The following is a 15715-nucleotide window of genomic DNA, read 5'->3' on the forward strand; positions in this document are numbered from 1 at the left end:
ATTCGGACTCACAATCGCGGCAAATCGGACTAAAGGGGCGGAATGTGTTATGGACGGTCGCCCCGACTCATCTATGTTGTGACCGTGCCCGCCCAGATCCGAACCGCCGCCCTCGCCCACATTCGCGACCGGAAACTCCTCCAGACCCGGTCGGTCGGGAAGTCCGCGTTCTACATGGCGGGCGGCAAGATCGATCCGGGCGAGAACGCCGAACAGGCACTGCACCGCGAGATCCGCGAAGAACTCGACGCCGGGATCGTCGACGGGACCCTCGAGCACCTGGGGGTGTTCGAGGCGCCCGCGTACGGACATCCCGAGGGCACCGACCTGCACATGACCTGCTTTCTCGCCGAACTCGGCAGCGAGCCCCGGCCGACGAGCGAGATCGCCGAACTGCGGTACTTCACCGTGGACGAGTACGCGGCGATGCCCGACGTCGCGCCCGGCTCGATGCTCGTGTTCCGCCGGTTGCAGTCGCTCGGCCTCCTCGACTAGCTGCCGTCCGCAGTCGGGTGTCGCGCACGCACCGAATAGATGCAGAACGCGACGACGAGCAGCATCGCCGCACCGGCGAGATGGTCGGACGCGACAGTCGACGCCGGGGACGACGGCAGGTGGTGTTCGGTGTTCGCACCCGCGTAGACCACGCGGCTGCGGGGAACGGTGGTCGCCGCCACGAACACCAGCGAGGCGAACGGCAGTGCCAGGCCGAGCACCGCGATCGGTGCCGAACCCGGCAGCGCGGCGGCGAGCGCGAACCCCGTCCCGCCGCCCACCACGGCCAGCCGGATCAGGAGTGTGACACCGTCGTTGCCGAAGTCGGGCCAGGCGGTGGCGACCAACGGGACGAGACCGGCGAGGCACAGACCCCATCCCGGCCGTCGCCAGTTGAGCGAAACTCTGACCGCCCCGGCGATCCCCGCGGCCAGTGCGACGATACCGACCGCGAGCAGGGCCGCCGCAGGAACCGTCACTCGTGGGGTCCTGAGGTCGTCGAGCACGAGCACGGCCGCCGCGGTGACCCCGGTGGCGGCGAGCAGAAAATGTCCGTCGATGCCGGGGAATCGGTGTGCGATGAGGTCCGTTCCCGCCACGATCACCGCGAGGGAGAACGCGACGATCAGCCAGACCGTCATCGGCTCGCCGAATTCCTGATCGTCGATCCACGCCCCGAGTAACCGGTTGAGCAGGGCAAGGGCCAGCGCGCCGACCAGCGCCGTCAGCAGGGTCTTCCGCTCGGGTCGTTGCACCCGGAACTGCGCCCGCGCCACGACCGCCGACGCGACGGCGAGCACGAGCACTGCGACCAGCAGCCACAGTGGAGGTTCACCGATCGCGGAGGTGCTCATGCTCGCAGGCTCGACATAGGTGGCGTCACCGCGCGGCAGACGCTGCACGCTCGCGAGGAGAAACGCGCCCGCGACACCGAGAGTCAGGGCTAGCTGCCGAGCCCAGCGGCCCCACACCGCGGCGACCGCCGCGCCCAGCAGGAACCCGGCGGTCGCGGTCTTGGCGAAGTGCAGAGCGATCAGCGTGTCGACACCGCCCGCATCGGGCACCACGGCGCGCGCACCGATCAGGACGAGGGCGCACCCCGCTGCCAGCAGCCACGACAAGCGTCGCGAGCCGGAGCGTTGCAGACCCGCCACGGCGACGACACCGAGGACCAGTGCCACCACCACGCCGGTCGGCTGGCTGCTCAGCCAGCGGTCGATCTCGCGATCGGAGGCGTTGATCGTCCAGGCCCGATTGCGGGGATTGGTGAGGACGAAACCGGCCAGCGCGCCGGACGTGAGAGCAGCCGCGGCCGACAGAGGTTCGCGGAAGTCCATTCGCTCACGGTACTCGAGCGGGTAGGAATGGAAGCGGCGAACCTGGCGTTGGCACCGAAGGCGTGCCCGAGAACCACTCCGATCGAAATAACCCGAGGCGAGGAGCCCACCCATGACGTCGATCAACGAGAAGGCCACCACCCTGCTGGGGCTGCACCGGCCCGGCAACCCCGTCATCCTGCCCACTGTGTGGGATGCCTGGTCCGCGAATCTGGCTGTGTCCGCCGGGTTTCAGGCGCTGACCGTCGGAAGCCACCCGGTCTCCGACTCGATCGGCAAGCCCGACAACGAGGGCATCACGTTCGACGAGCTGCTGCATCGCATCGCGCAGATCACCGCTGCGGTGGATCTGCCGCTGTCCGTGGACATCGAGTCGGGGTACGGGCTCGAACCCACGCGACTGATCGAGGGTCTGATCGGCGCGGGGGCGGTAGGTCTGAACATCGAGGACACCGTCCACAGCGAGGGCGGGCGTCTCCGTGAGCCGCAGGAGCACGCCGACTTCGTCGGCGGATTGCGACAGGCCGCCGACGCCGCCGGCGTGCATGTGGTCGTGAACGCGCGCACCGACCTGTTCGTGAAGCAGGTCGGCGACGAATCCGATCGGGTCGACCGTGCGATCGCACGGCTGAAGCTCGCGGCCGACGCCGGCGCCGACGTGCTCTACCCGGTGGGCCGCCACGACGACGCCACGCAGAAGAGGCTCACGTCGGAGTTGCCGCTGCCCGTCAACGCCATCGGACTGCCCGAGCAGGACGACCCGGCGAGCTTCGGCCCGCTCGGGGTCGCGCGCGTGAGCTTCGGCCCGTTCTTCCAGGCCGCCCTCGGCGCGCACGCGGCCACAATGCTCGCCCGCTGGTCCTGACCCGTACTCACAGGCGCGACAGCGCATAGGCCTTCAGGTGCGCCACTTGCTCGGGATCGAGTGAGGGGCGCACCTTTTCGCGCGCCTCGGCCACGTCGGCCGCGGTGACGTCGGCGGCATCGATGTTCCGGCGCATGGCGGCCAGCGCGGCCTCCCGCAGCAATGCCGAGCAGTCGGCGGCCGAGTAGCCGTCGAGGTCGTGGGCCAGGGCGTCGAGGTCGACGTCGGTCGCGAGGGGGACCGCCTTGCCGGACGTCCGGAGAATCGCGCGGCGGGCGTCGCCGTCCGGCGGCGGCACGAACACCAGCCGCTCCAGGCGGCCGGGGCGCAGCAACGCCGGGTCGATCAGGTCGGGCCGGTTGGTGGCGCCGACGACCACGACGTCGCGGAGCGGCTCCACGCCGTCGAGTTCCGTGAGCAGCGACGCCACCACCCGATCGGACACCCCGGAATCGGAACTCTGGCCGCGCCGCGGGGCCAGCGCGTCCACCTCGTCGAGGAAGATCAGCGACGGCGCCGAATCGCGCGCCCGCTGAAACAATTCGCGAACGGCTTTCTCGGATGCGCCCACCCACTTGTCCATCAGCTCGGCGCCCTTGACGGCGTGCACACTGAGGTGTCCTGAACTGGCCAGTGCACGAACGAGATAGGTCTTGCCGCAACCGGGCGGACCGTAGAGCAGCACGCCGCGCGGGGGATCGACGCCGAGGCGGGCGAACGAATCCGGATGCTGCAGCGGCCACAGGACCGCCTCGGTCAGCGCCTGCTTCGTCTCCACCATGTCGCCGACGTCGTCGAGGGTGACGCTGCCGATCGCGAGTTCCTCGCTGCCCGACCTCGACAGCGGACGGATGACGTCGAGGGCGCCGAGCAGATCGTCCTGCGTCAGCGCCGGGTCGACCGGCTTCCTGGCGGCACGCGAGGCGGCACGGAGCGCGGCTTCGCGGCACAGCGCGGCGAGGTCGGCGACGACGAACCCGGGTGTGCGGGCCGCGATCGCATCGAGGGTGACGCCGTCGGTGGGGACCTTCCTCAGGAGCAGTTCGAGGAGTGCCCTGCGGGTGGAGCCGTCGGGCAGAGTCAGCGCGAGTTCGCGGTCGCAGAGGTCCTGCCCGCGGAGCCGGGCGTCGATCGAGTCGGGGTGCGCCGACGTCGCGACGAACGCGACCCCGACGGTGTCGACCGCGCGGCGGAGTTGTTCGACGACGAGCGCCGCCACCGGTTCGGGGGTGGCCGGCAGCAGAGCGTCGATGTCGGTGATCAGGAGGACGCCACCGCCGCGGATCTCCTCCACCGCGGCCGTGACCCGCTGCAACCGCGAATCAGCCTCCAGCGCTCCTGCACTCGGACCGTCGAGTTCGACGACCGGCCGGGACGCGAGCACCGCACGGGCGAGCGTCGCCTTCCCGACGCCGGCGGGCCCGGTCACCAGGACCCCCAGATGGGGCGAGGCGCCGAGTTTCCGGAGCAGTTCGGGTTCGTCGAGCGCCAGCCCCAGCCACTCGGTGAGTTTGGCCGCCTGGGTTTGCGCTCCGACGAGGTCTTCGACCGGGACCGGGGGAAGGTCCTGGGCGGCCGGGACCGGCGGCGGCGCGGACAGCCGGGACGGCGACACGGACACCGTGGGCCGCACCCCTTCACCCCAGCGGACGGCGGTGTTCGGCTGCACGCTCACCGGACCACCGGCGGGGTCGACCCCGGTCACGGTGAGCAACTCGGAGGTCCAGGCGACGCCGAACGTGCGGGACAGTGCCTGCGTCGCCGGCGCGGTGCTGGTTCCGGGGCCGAGGTCTCGGGGGAGGAGCGATACGGTGTCGCCGACGGTGAGGACCTTCCCGAGCAGGGCATGGCGGAGGGTGACGTCGGAGATGGAATTGACGGCCAGTGCGGAGCCGCTGACCGTCACCGTCTTCCCGCCGTACACCGTCACCGGGGTCACGACGACGGTGCTGTTCTCGGTCAGTCCCGCGTTGGAGAGTGTCACGTCGTCGAGGAGCGCGGTCCCGGTGGGGGTTCCGGCCGGTGCGCGACCGGCGACCGCGGCGGTGCGGCGCGCGCCGACGAGGGCGATCGCGTCCCATTCGCGGAGGCCGAGCGCGGCGAGGGCTTCCGGATGCAGCCGCACCACACCGCGCCGGGTGTCGGCGGCCGAGGTGTTCAGTCGGACTGTGAGCGCGAGTTCCGGTGAGGTCACGCCGTCGAGCCTACGTGCGGGAGCGTCCTACCGGGCCCGGGGACGGCGCAGTCCGAGCCGTGCGGCCGAGCGCTTGCCGCGGGCGTCGGGCTGACGCCGGATGGCGCGTCGTTCGGCGGGTTTGATGTCCCACGTCTCGGGCCGCGCCGCCACCCACCGCTTCGAACGGACCGCGAACGGAATGTGCGCGAGGTACACCGCCACGAGCGCGATCAGCAGGATGTACGGGTAGGTGACCAGGGCCGCCGCCGCGAGCGCGACGAGGACGAGGAGACCGGCCGCCATGTGGGGGGGTACCGACACCGTCTTCAGCGCGAGGGTGGGGATGCGGCTGACGATCAGTGCGGCGGAGAGCACGGTCCATGCCACGACGACGGGATACGACGACCACCAGCCGTCGCCCCACTGCGCGGCGGCGGCCAGCGGCGCCAGCGCGACCAGCGCGCCTGCCGGTGCGGGCACCCCGGTGAAGTACTCGTTGGTGTAGCCCGGCGCGTCGTCCTCGTCGAGGAGGGTGTTGAACCGCGCGAGTCGCAGCACGATGCTGACCGCGTAGATGAGCGCGATGATCCAGCCGAAGCTCTGCCCGTCCAGCAGTGTGACGTAGAGGACGAGGGCCGGGGCGACGCCGAACGAGATGGAATCGGCCAGCGAATCCAGTTCGGCGCCCATCTTGCTGGTGGCGTCGAGCAGACGGGCGATGCGCCCGTCGAGCGAATCGAGCACCGCGGCGGCGCCGATCATCGCCAGTGCCGTCCCCAGGTCTTCGTCGAGCGCGAACTTGACGGCGGACAGTCCCGCACACAGGGCGAGGATCGTGACCACGCTCGGCAGGAGCCGAACAGCTTGCTGGGGTCGTCCTCGCCGCTGCTGCTTCGCGTTGGCGATCACGGCAGTTGTGCGATGACGGTCTCGGCGCCGATCGTCCGCTGGCCCCGCTCGGCGAGCAACGTGGTGCCCGCCGGGAAGTAGGTGTCGACGCGGGAGCCGAACCGGATCAGGCCGTACGTGTCGCCGATCGGGAGGGTGTCGCCGACCTTGGCGTCGCAGACGATCCGGCGGGCGAGCAGCCCGGCGATCTGCACGACGGCGACATCGTGCCCCTCGGCGGTGTGCAGCAGCATGCTGTTGCGCTCGTTGACCTCGCTGGCGTCGGCGAGGTCGGCGGAGAGGAACCGGCCTGCCCGGTGGACGACCTTCTTCACCTCGCCGCCCACGGGGCTGCGCTGGACGTGCACGTCGAGCACGGACAGGAAGATGCTGACCCGGGGGAGCGGTTCGCTGCCCATGTCCAGTTCGGACGGGGGGACCGCGGAGTCGACGAGCGCGACCTCACCGTCGGCGGGTGCAACCGCGACACCGACTCGGTTCGGCGGAACGCGGTGCGGGTGCCGGAAGAACGCGGCGCAGGCGGCGGCCGAGGTCAGCGCCCCGCGCCGGACCCACTTGCGCTTGCGCCCGACGAGCGCCACACCGAGTGGTGCGAGGACGAAGGGCAGCCCGGCCGGATGCAGGGGCGGAACTGCTCCGCGGACCAGGTCGACGATGTGCCCGACGCTCGTGGGTTGCGGGGTTCCGGGGGGTGTGGGCTTGCGTGCCACGGGCTCCTCTAACTGTGTCGGACGAACGTGCTGCTGCGCGCCATCGCACAGCGCACTCACAGATTACGTGAGCGCTACCGGCTGCAACGGCATCAGGAGAGAGTACGCACTCGCGCGGTCCGATGTGTGAACGGATCGTGGCCGGATGGCGAGGGGAGCGATGGGACCGGTCACGTCGAACGTCAGCTGCTCGCCCGGCAGCGCGTCGACGGTCTCGAGCAGAAAACCCGCGTTCACCTGCACATGGAAGCGCGCGTCCGGCGCCTCGCCGCGGTTGCCGACGACCATCTCGTCGGACGTCGAGCAGGTGGTGAATTCTCGTCAGTGGCGCATCGCGGCGACGAGGACGGCCTTGTCGTAGAACCGGAGGGCGCTGACCGACGGGCGGACGCCCGCGCGAGTTCGCCGATGCTGAGCACGTCCCTCACTCTGCCCCGTCCGTCCGACACTCGGACGCGTCGAGGTCGGCGCGGAGCCGGGAGGCATGGTGCTGCCGGGTCCGGTCGTCGGTCAGCGGCGTCGAGGGCTCCCACACCTCCTCGAAGATGCGCCGGGCCCCCCGGTCACCTGCCACTGCCAGTTCCCGACCCTGCGCGATCCTCGCCATGACGGCGTCCGGTGTGTTCATGCCGGGAACGCGGAGGCCTCGACCAGGTTCGGGGTCAAGCTTTGCGCTCGGCCTCCGATTTGATGCGGGCGAGGGTGGTGTTCATGCCGTTCACGAGGTCGACCTCGAAGTCGTCATTGCCGCCGAGGACGGTCTTGACCAGGAACTGCGACACCTTGGACGTTCCGGTCGGCGCTTCGCGGCGTTCGGTGACCTTGGTTCCGTCGGCCGTGGGCTCGAGTTCGTACGACCAGATGGTGCGGTTCTCGAGGATGCGGAATGCGATGGACTTGTTGGGCTGGAACTTCACGACCTTCGACGTGGTCGGCCAGACGAGGAAGCCCTTGCGGTTGATGTTGACGGTCTTCGTGCCCTCCTCGACGACGCCGCCGAGGATGCGCATCTTGCGGCACTGGGGGCTCCATTCGCCCATCCGGTTCAGATCCGACACGACGGCCCACACGTCTTGCGGGGTCGCGGCGATGTCGATGCTTGCTTCGAGGGTGTTTGCCATCGGCTGTCTCCAGTCAGGAACGTGGTACGAACGGTAACAATTACTTTTGCACCATCGTAGGGGTTCAGGAGAGGACGGTGTGCGGTAGGTCACTGAATTTCTCGTCCGACCCCGGTTTTCCAGCGCTTCCGCGCGCCTCACCGAAACCGTGTAACCAAAGGGGCACGATGGGCGATGAGTCAATAGCGCGGCGAAAAGTCGCGGGTGCAATGGCGCAATGGAAAGTTGTCGAGTCGGTGTTCGGAAGTGATCGGTCGTGAATGTTCATTCGATCCTGCGGTGGGACCGCAGCCCTCTCCCTCTACTCGAATCAGCCCGATTGCAAGGACGTCCGTCCTCGTGGCCGAGTGAAAAACTCGAACGTCTCATGACGCCGCGCGAAATCGAGGAAGCTCTCCGCGGCCGTCTCTGAGACGGCGTCGTCGCTCCCGCAATCTCGTCACTCACCCACCGGACTCGGGGGACACTGGGTGATGTGGGAACCGCAGAGTCCGTCGTCGTCGGAACCGGGGCGCTCGCCGCCGAAGACGTGATCCGGGTGGCGCGTCTCGGCGCCCCGGTCCGGATCGCAGCGGACGCGATGTCAGCGATGGCGGAGTCCCGGAAGCGCATCGAGGCGTTGGCGGGGGACCCGAGGCCGGTGTATGGGGTGTCGACGGGTTTCGGGGCGCTCGCGACCCGGCACATTCCCTGGGCGCGGCGGGCGCAGTTGCAGCGCAGCCTGATCCGCTCGCATGCCGCCGGCAGTGGTCCGGAGGTGGAGCGGGAGGTGGTGCGGGCGTTGATGTTGTTGCGGTTGTCGACGCTGGCGACGGGCCGGACCGGGGTGCGGCCGGAGGTGGCGCAGGTGTATGCGTCGTTGTTGTCGTCGGGGATCACGCCGGTGGTGCACGAATACGGCAGCCTCGGGTGCTCCGGCGACCTGGCGCCGCTCGCCCATGTGGCGCTCGCGGTGATCGGCGAGGGCACGGTCCGGGACGCGGACGGCGAACTGGTGCCGGCCGGGGCGGCGTTGTCCGCCGCCGGGATCGCGCCGGTGGTGTTGGCGGAGAAGGAGGGGTTGGCGCTGATCAACGGCACCGACGGCATGCTCGGGATGCTGGTGCTGGCGTGTCACGATCTGCGTCGGTTGCTGTCGCTGGCCGATGTGACGGCGTCGATGAGCGTGGAGGGGTTGCTCGGCACCGACAAGGTGTTCGCCGCGGAGCTGCAGGCGCTGCGGCCCCACCCCGGGCAGGCGGCGGCGGCGGCGAACATGGTCCGGTTGCTGGCGGGCTCGGAGATCGTGCAAAGCCATGCCAACCCGAGTTGCACGGTCGTGCAGGACGCGTACTCGCTGCGGTGTGCCCCGCAGGTCGCGGGCGCGGCGCGGGACACCCTCGCGCACGCGGAGCGGGTGGCGGGCTGGGAGTTGGCGAGTGCGGTCGACAACCCGGTGGTGACGGTGGACGGTCGGGTGGAGTCGAACGGCAACTTTCACGGGGCGCCGGTGGCGTATGTGCTGGATTTTCTGGCGATCGTGGTCGCGGATGTGGCGAGCATGAGTGAGCGTCGCACCGACCGGTTCCTGGATGTGGCGCGCAGTCACGGGTTGCCGCCGTTTCTGGCGGATGATCCGGGGGTGGACAGTGGGCACATGATCGCGCAGTACACGCAGGCGGCGATCGTGTCGGAGCTGAAACGGCTGGCGGCGCCGGCGAGTGTGGATTCGATTCCGTCGTCGGCGATGCAGGAGGATCACGTGTCGATGGGGTGGTCCGCGGCCCGGAAGTTGCGGCGGGCGATCGACGGGCTCACCCGGGTTCTCGCCATCGAGGCGTTGACGGCGGCTCGCGCCCTGGATCTGCGGGCCCCCCTCGCACCGTCACCCGCGACGGGTGCGGTGCGGGCGACGATCCGCGAGCACGTCGGCGGACCGGGGACCGACCGTCACCTTGCGCCGGAGATCGAGGCCGCGGTGGCCCTCGCCTCTTCCGGTGCACTGGTCGCGAGCGCCGAGACGGTGGTGGGAAAGCTGGACTGACCGCTACCGCAGCGGGTCGAAATGCCGCATCACGCCGGAAACCGCTCCGCCGGTCATCGAGTCGGCCAGGATGCGTCCGGTGAGCGGTCCCAGCGCGATGCCCCACATTCCGTGGCCGCCGGCCACGTGCACGCGCGGTGAGCGGGTAGCGCCGACGAGCGGAAGTCCGTCGGTGGTGCACGGCCGGGACCCGACCCATTCCTCCTCACGCGATTCCCAGTCGATGCCGGTGAACATGGGCGTCGCGGCCTCGATGATGGCCTGCACGCGGCGCGGGTCCAGCGGAGCATCGGGACTGCGGAACTCCATCATCCCGGCGACGCGGAAACGGTCGTGGAGCGGCGTGCACGCCACCCGCTGGGTGGGGAAGTAGATCGGGTTCTTCGGCATCAGGCGTGGCTGGACGCTGAAGCTGTACCCGCGGCCGGCCTGCACCAGGGCGCGGACACCGAACGGACGGGCGAGCGCGTTGAGGCGCGCCCCGCTCGCGATGACGACGGCGTCGGCGAACACCGCATCGCCCGCGGCCGGAACCAGCCGGACCCCCGGCTGTCCCCGATCCTGCACCGCCGTCACGTCGAAGCCGGACACGATCTCGCCGCCCCTGGCCCGGACGGCGTCGGCGAGTGAGTGCACGAAGCGCGGCGGGTCGATGAATCGCTGATTGCGCAGCCGCAGGCCGGAGTGCACGCCGTCGCCGAGACTCGGCTCCAGGGAGTGGATCTCGTCCCGGTCGAGGCGGTCGTACTCGACCTCTCCGCCCGCGGCCTCGATGTGGCGGAACTCGTCGACGAGCGCTTCCCGGTCCTCGTCCGACACGAACGCGGTGAGGAACGGGTCGGCGAGATGCGTGTGCTCCCGCACCCCGCCGTCCGCGAGTTCGTCGTAGGCGCCCAGGGAGATCCGGTTGACTTCGGCGTACACCGCCATCGCGTCCGCCCACCGGTTCGGCGTGCAGTGCCGGGCGAAACCGACGAGGAAACGGAGCAGGCGCAGATCGGTGGTGAAGGGGACATAGACCGGCGACGACGGATTCAGCATCGCGCGCAGGCCGTATTTCAGCACGGCGGGTTCGGGCAGCGGCAGCGTCAATGCCGGTGCGAGCCAACCCGCATTGCCCCACGACGCGTCGGCCGCGACACCCTTTCGGTCGACGACCGTCACCTGGACGCCGCGTTCCTGGAGGAACCACGCGGTGGACAATCCTACGACGCCTGCCCCGACGATCGCGACATGGTCCGGGCGCTTCACTCTGCTCATGACTCCATCATCGGTCGGTGACAACGCCGGGGGAGTAGCCGTTCGGCCAGTCCGCGGCAGCGTCCCCTGTGCAATCGGCCAGGGGTCACATGATGCGCAGCCCGGCCAGTCCGCGGCAGCGTCCCCTGTGCAATCGGCCAGGGGTCACATGATGCGCAGCCCGGCCAGCTTCAGGTGCAGCATCAGGATCAGCCGGGTGTCCGCGTCGGCGAGGTCCACGTCGCACGAATCGACGCAGCGCCGCAGCCGATTCCGCAGGGTATTGGGGTGAACGTGCAGGGCGGCGGCCGCGTCGGCGACGTCGCCGCCGTGGGCGAGGAACGCGCGGGCCGTCGCCACGAGGTCGGTTCCGTGCTGTTCGTCGTGCCGGGTGAGCGCGGCGAGGGGTGTCAGGTCACCCAGGCCGTCGAAGATGTCCGCGACCCGCAACGCCAGCACGGACGCGAGACTGTCCCGCATCGTCCCGACGACACCACCGGCTCGGCCGTGCTGGAGCACGGTGAGGACCCGGTCGGCGTCCCCTCGCGACAGGTGAGCCTGACTGGCGGTGGTCACTTCCCGGCCGATGGCGACCACGAACGCGGGACCGCTGCGGGCGCGGCCGAGGAAATCCTCGGCGAGGCGCCGGACATCCTTCGCGGACGCGGCGATGACCACGTAGATGACGTCGTCGAGCTGCGCGGCGACCGAGTCGACCGCCAGGGTGTCGAGGTACAGGCCGAGGGACGCGAGCAACCCCGATGGCAACGGTCGCCCGATCGCGACGGGCGCGGCGGCCGCGACCGTGAGCCGTCCCTCCAACCGGAGGTCGTCGGCGGCCCGGAACGCGGGCTCCCCGCCGTTGATCAGCGCACGCACCCGGTCGACCTGCAGTCTGCGGGTCACGTCCACGCGCTCCCGTTCGGCCGCGATGTGTTCGGCGACGACGGGGACCGCGGACCGCAGGATCGATTCCTGCTCCGGGGTGGGAGGCGCGGACATCGCGGCCCAGATGGAACCGACCGGCCGATCGCCGTCCCGCACTGCGATCGCCGCGCGCGGCAGCACCTCGGGCATCCGGAGGTCGACATAGTGGACATCCGTGTCGCGGTGCAATTGTTCGAACACCCCGGCATCGGCAAGGAGTTGCCGGAATCGCCCCGGCACCTGACGGCCGAGAATGGTGCCGATGCGTGCTTCGTCGACTGCCTGCTCGCCACTCGAATAGGCGAGCACCGTCGAGTTCTCGTCCTCGATCGTGATCGGGGCGCGGAGCAGTTCGGCCAGAGACTCCGCCACCGTGAACAGGTCTTCACCGCGCAGGTCCATGGGTGGAGCCTAGTTGCCGCGGACGGTCCGGCCGGGCCTTCGCCGGGACGCCGTGTCGCCCGGGACACGAGCCCTCAGGTCCTGGCGGTGGGTACTCGTCACGGGCATTGTGGGGGTATGGCGGCGACGGAGGGTGGAACCGGGACGATGGCCGCATGGCGTGTGGTCGCGCCGGGCCCCGTCGCGGGCCGTCCTCTCGTGCTCGGACGTGACGCGATTCCCGAGCCGGCGCCGGGGGAACTTCTCGTGAGGGTCCTGGCGTGCGGAGTGTGCCGCACCGACCTGCACGTGACCGAAGGTGATCTGCCCGTGCACCGGCCCCGTGTGACCCCCGGCCACGAGGTGGTGGGGGAGGTTGCCGCACTGGGTGATTCGGCAGAGGAGTCGTTCGCCGTTGGGATCGGGTGGGCATCGCCTGGCTGCGCTACACCTGCGGGCGCTGCGCCGCGTGCCTGCGGGGCGACGAAAACCTCTGCAGGCAGTCGCGGTACACCGGCTGGGACGCGGACGGCGGGTACGCCGAGTTCGCGACGGTCCCGGCCGGCTACGCGCTGCGCCTGCCCGGCGGGTACACGGACACCGAACTCGCTCCGCTGCTGTGCGCCGGGATCATCGGCTACCGGGCACTCGAGCGTGCCGCGGTCCCGGACGGCGGGGCGCTGGGCATCTACGGGTTCGGCGGCAGTGCCCACCTCACCGCCCAGGTCGCGTTGACGCGGGGTGCCCGGGTGCACGTCATGACCCGAGGGGCGCAGGCCCGCGAACTCGCGGAGCGCCTTGGGGTGACATCCGTGCAGGGGGTGCGTGACGCGCCACCCGAACCGCTCGACTCCGCGATCTTGTTCGCGCCGGTCGGCGATCTGGTGCCCGTCGCGATGGAGGCGCTCGCCGACGGCGGCACCCTCGCCGTGGCGGGGATCCACCTCACCGACATTCCCCCGCTCGACTATCAGCGACACCTGTTCCGGGAAAGGCAGATCCGCAGCGTCACCGCCAATACTCGTTCGGACTCCACCGAATTCCTCCGCATCGCAGCCGAACACCGGCTGAGTATCGACGTCCATCCGTACCCACTCGACCGCGCCGACCGGGCCCTGCGTGACCTGGACGGCGGAATGTTCAGCGGTGCAGCAGTTCTCGAGCCGTAGAGGGAGAGAGATATGAGCGAACACGCAGGGGCGCCGGTGGTCGTCGGTGTCGACGGTTCTCGCGCCGCGCTCGACGCGGCACGCTGGGCGGCGGGGGCGGCGGTCCGGCTGGGTGCCCCACTCCTGCTCGCCCACACCTACCCGGACGAGGCCACGTTCTACAACGGCACCGCCATGATGATCGACGCCCAGTTCATTCAGGAACTGCGCGAGGACGGCAATGCGATGCTGGACGCCGCCACCGCCGCCGCCGCGCAGGACCATCCCGGTCTCGTGGTCGAGCGGGACGTCCGGTCGGGAACGGCGGCGTCCCACCTGATCGAGCTGTCGCGGGCGGCGCGGATGGTGGTGCTCGGCGCGCAGGGGGCGGGTGCCGTCACCGACTACCTCCTCGGGTCCACGGTCCTGCGCACGGCCAACCATGCGCACAGCCCGGTCGCGGTGGTCCGGGGCTCGCCCGAGACCGAGTCCCCCGACAGTCGCCCGATCGTCGTCGGAGTGGACGGCAGTCAGGTCAGCGAGACGGCGGTCGACGAGGCGTTCGCGCTTGCATCGTCGTTCGGGGTCGGGCTGACCGCGGTGCACGCGTGGAGCGGGGAGAAACAGCACGGACTCGCGCATGCGTCGAAATACGTCGACTGGTCCGCCTACGAGGAAGCGGTGAAGGCGGTCGTGTCCGAAAGCCTCGCCGGCGTCCGGGACGAGTACCCGGACGTGCCCGTCGAGGAGCTGTCCACGCAGGGTGTGCCTGCCGACGTGCTGCTGCGGCACGCCGCGACGGCGCAACTGCTGGTGGTCGGCAGCCACGGCCGGGGCAAGGTGATGGGCGCGCTGCTCGGATCGGTGAGCCAGAATCTGGTGCACCACGCTCCCTGCCCGGTCCTCGTCTGCCGGACTCGGCAGTGACGCCGGGATAAGCTCCTGTCATGGCTGGGGTCGAGGGTGTCCTGCTCGATATCGACGGTGTGCTGGTTACGTCGTGGCATCCGATCGACGGTGCCGCTGCCGCGGTGCGGGAGGTGCGGGACCGCGGACTCGCGTGCGCCTACCTCACCAATACGACGTCCCGTACGTGCGACGAGATCGTCGACGCCCTGCGATCGGCGGGCATCGAGGCGGACTCCGACGAGATCGTCACCGCGGCGCGGCTCACGGCGGAGTACGTGCGGTCGACCTACCCGGGGTCGCGAGCCTGGGTCCTCAACAGCGGCGACATCACGGCCGACCTGTCGGGGATCGAACTGGACGACGAGAACCCGGAGGTCGTGATCCTCGGTGGCGCCGGGCCGGAATTCACCCACGAGGCGCTGAGCCGGGTGGTGGAATTGATGCTCGACGGCGTCCCCGTCGTCGCGATGCACCGGGGCACCACGTGGGCCGCCGACGACGGGCTGCGCATCGACACGGGCGCTTATCTCCCGGGCATGGAGGAGGTCGCGGGAACCAACGTCGTCTCGGTGGGTAAGCCGTCGCTCGCGGCGTTCCTCACCGCCACCGATCTGATGGGGACGGGACCGGACGTGACGGTGATGGTCGGTGACGATCTGACCGGCGACGTCCTGGCCGCGCAGCGGGTCGGGCTCACCGGCGTGCTGGTGCGGACGGGCAAGTTCCGGCAGTCGATTCTGGACCTCGCCGCGCAGCGACCTGACCACGTCGTCGACTCGGTCGCACAGCTGCCGAAGCTCCTCGACGAACTCGCCTGACCGCGGTCCGGGACTAAGCGGCCGCGAACGGGTACTGTCGCGGCGAATCCTCCAATTCGACGTTCCCAGAAGGAGCTTCCATGCTCGCTGTCTCCACACCCGTCACCTCGACCGCCTCGGCTTCTCGTACTCGTATCTCTTCTCTGTTCGGCCGTCGGCTGGCACGTGTGGGAGCGGCGATGGCAGTGGGTCTGGGCGTCGCGGCGGGAATCTCGGTGGCCGGCGCAGGCGTCGCCGGTGCCGCCCCCGTCAACTGCGTGTCCCCGCCGTCAGCCAACGACGTCCAGGTGTCGGAGACCGCCAGCTGTGGCGCGAAGGCGACCGAGGCCGGCGTGGCCCACGCGATGGCGGCCGACAGCGGCACCGCGGTGAGCGTCGCCAACGGGCACAGCGGCGCCACCACCTACGCCAACGGATACGGGACGTCGCTCGGTGCGTCGACGGGCTCGGGCCAGGCGTACGCGGTCTCGCTCGGCGGCGGCATCGCCCGTTCCGGCGCGGCCGACGGCACCACCACCGTCGCGATCGCCGGCTGGGGTTCGGGTGCGACGGCGGACGCGAACGGCGTGGACTGCGTCGGCGCACTGTCCCTCGCCTTCAACCTGAACACCGGTCAGGTCTGCGCGATGCGCTGATCGCCCCGGCACATCGGTTCCG

Annotated in this window: 14 protein-coding genes and 2 pseudogenes; 7 read left to right on the forward strand and 9 right to left on the reverse strand. The window is 70.2% G+C overall.

Annotated features, from left to right (window positions below; translation table 11 throughout):
* The first annotated feature begins 42 nt into the window (after nt 1-42).
* On the forward strand, nt 43-495 hold the full coding sequence (locus H0B43_RS25820) for an NUDIX domain-containing protein (RefSeq protein WP_185725342.1): 453 nt from the start codon (nt 43-45) through the stop codon (nt 493-495).
* On the opposite strand, the gene H0B43_RS25825 is transcribed toward H0B43_RS25820, so the two are convergent.
* Nucleotides 492-1832, reverse strand: coding sequence for a hypothetical protein (locus H0B43_RS25825; protein ID WP_185725341.1), 1341 nt, complete (start codon nt 1830-1832; stop codon nt 492-494). The two genes, H0B43_RS25820 and H0B43_RS25825, sit on opposite strands and share 4 nt — an antisense overlap.
* A 112-nt stretch (nt 1833-1944) precedes the next feature.
* Here H0B43_RS25825 and H0B43_RS25830 point away from each other — a divergent pair, with 112 nt between their 5' ends.
* Complete coding sequence (locus tag H0B43_RS25830) at nt 1945-2697, forward strand: isocitrate lyase/phosphoenolpyruvate mutase family protein (protein ID WP_185725340.1); 753 nt, start codon at nt 1945-1947, stop codon at nt 2695-2697.
* A 7-nt stretch (nt 2698-2704) separates the two neighbouring features.
* On the opposite strand, the gene H0B43_RS25835 is transcribed toward H0B43_RS25830, so the two are convergent.
* From H0B43_RS25835 to H0B43_RS25860, 6 genes and pseudogenes are all read right to left on the reverse strand, one after another.
* Entirely contained in the window at nt 2705-4891 is a 2187-nt protein-coding gene (locus tag H0B43_RS25835) for an AAA family ATPase (RefSeq protein ID WP_185725339.1), read from the reverse strand.
* Nucleotides 4892-4918: 27 nt separating this feature from the next.
* Complete coding sequence (gene pssA / locus H0B43_RS25840) at nt 4919-5782, reverse strand: CDP-diacylglycerol--serine O-phosphatidyltransferase (protein WP_185725338.1); 864 nt, start codon at nt 5780-5782, stop codon at nt 4919-4921.
* Nucleotides 5779-6492 (reverse strand): phosphatidylserine decarboxylase, encoded by a 714-nt coding sequence (locus H0B43_RS25845; protein ID WP_185725337.1) that lies wholly within the window; start codon nt 6490-6492, stop codon nt 5779-5781. The genes pssA and H0B43_RS25845 overlap by 4 nt, the downstream gene beginning before the upstream one ends.
* 63 nt (nt 6493-6555) lie before the next feature.
* A pseudogene (locus H0B43_RS25850) lies at nt 6556-6789 on the reverse strand (hypothetical protein); the annotation flags it as partial.
* A 127-nt stretch (nt 6790-6916) separates the two neighbouring features.
* Nucleotides 6917-7120: a hypothetical protein gene (locus H0B43_RS25855; RefSeq protein ID WP_252189705.1), complete on the reverse strand. Its 204-nt coding sequence runs from the start codon at nt 7118-7120 to the stop codon at nt 6917-6919.
* A 34-nt stretch (nt 7121-7154) separates the two neighbouring features.
* Nucleotides 7155-7613, reverse strand: coding sequence for an SRPBCC family protein (locus H0B43_RS25860; RefSeq protein ID WP_185725336.1), 459 nt, complete (start codon nt 7611-7613; stop codon nt 7155-7157).
* A 475-nt stretch (nt 7614-8088) separates the two neighbouring features.
* On the opposite strand from H0B43_RS25860, the gene hutH reads away from it, so the two are divergent.
* Nucleotides 8089-9636, forward strand: coding sequence for a histidine ammonia-lyase (gene hutH, locus H0B43_RS25865; RefSeq protein ID WP_185725335.1), 1548 nt, complete (start codon nt 8089-8091; stop codon nt 9634-9636).
* Between the two features lie 3 nt (nt 9637-9639).
* Here hutH and H0B43_RS25870 read toward each other — a convergent pair whose 3' ends face one another.
* Together H0B43_RS25870 and H0B43_RS25875 are read right to left on the reverse strand one after the other, a co-directional pair.
* Nucleotides 9640-10920, reverse strand: a complete 1281-nt coding sequence (locus H0B43_RS25870) for an NAD(P)/FAD-dependent oxidoreductase (protein WP_397517447.1) — start codon at nt 10918-10920, stop codon at nt 9640-9642.
* 120 nt (nt 10921-11040) lie between these two features.
* Nucleotides 11041-12204 (reverse strand): helix-turn-helix domain-containing protein, encoded by a 1164-nt coding sequence (locus H0B43_RS25875; RefSeq protein WP_185725333.1) that lies wholly within the window; start codon nt 12202-12204, stop codon nt 11041-11043.
* 147 nt (nt 12205-12351) lie between these two features.
* Between H0B43_RS25875 and H0B43_RS25880 the strand changes: the two are divergent.
* From H0B43_RS25880 to H0B43_RS25895, 4 genes and pseudogenes are all read left to right on the forward strand, one after another.
* A pseudogene (locus H0B43_RS25880) lies at nt 12352-13352 on the forward strand (zinc-binding alcohol dehydrogenase family protein).
* Nucleotides 13353-13364: 12 nt separating this feature from the next.
* Nucleotides 13365-14258, forward strand: coding sequence for a universal stress protein (locus H0B43_RS25885; RefSeq protein WP_185725332.1), 894 nt, complete (start codon nt 13365-13367; stop codon nt 14256-14258).
* 20 nt (nt 14259-14278) lie between these two features.
* The gene (locus tag H0B43_RS25890; protein WP_185725331.1) at nt 14279-15058 is read left to right on the forward strand and encodes an HAD-IIA family hydrolase; all 780 of its coding nucleotides are present in this window, start codon (nt 14279-14281) and stop codon (nt 15056-15058) included.
* 80 nt (nt 15059-15138) lie between these two features.
* Nucleotides 15139-15693, forward strand: coding sequence for a DUF6764 family protein (locus tag H0B43_RS25895; protein ID WP_185725330.1), 555 nt, complete (start codon nt 15139-15141; stop codon nt 15691-15693).
* Nucleotides 15694-15715: the final 22 nt, after the last annotated feature.

The sequence above is a fragment of the Rhodococcus sp. 4CII genome (genome assembly GCF_014256275.1).
In the GTDB taxonomy this organism is placed as follows: Bacteria; Actinomycetota; Actinomycetes; order Mycobacteriales; family Mycobacteriaceae; genus Rhodococcus_F; species Rhodococcus_F wratislaviensis_A.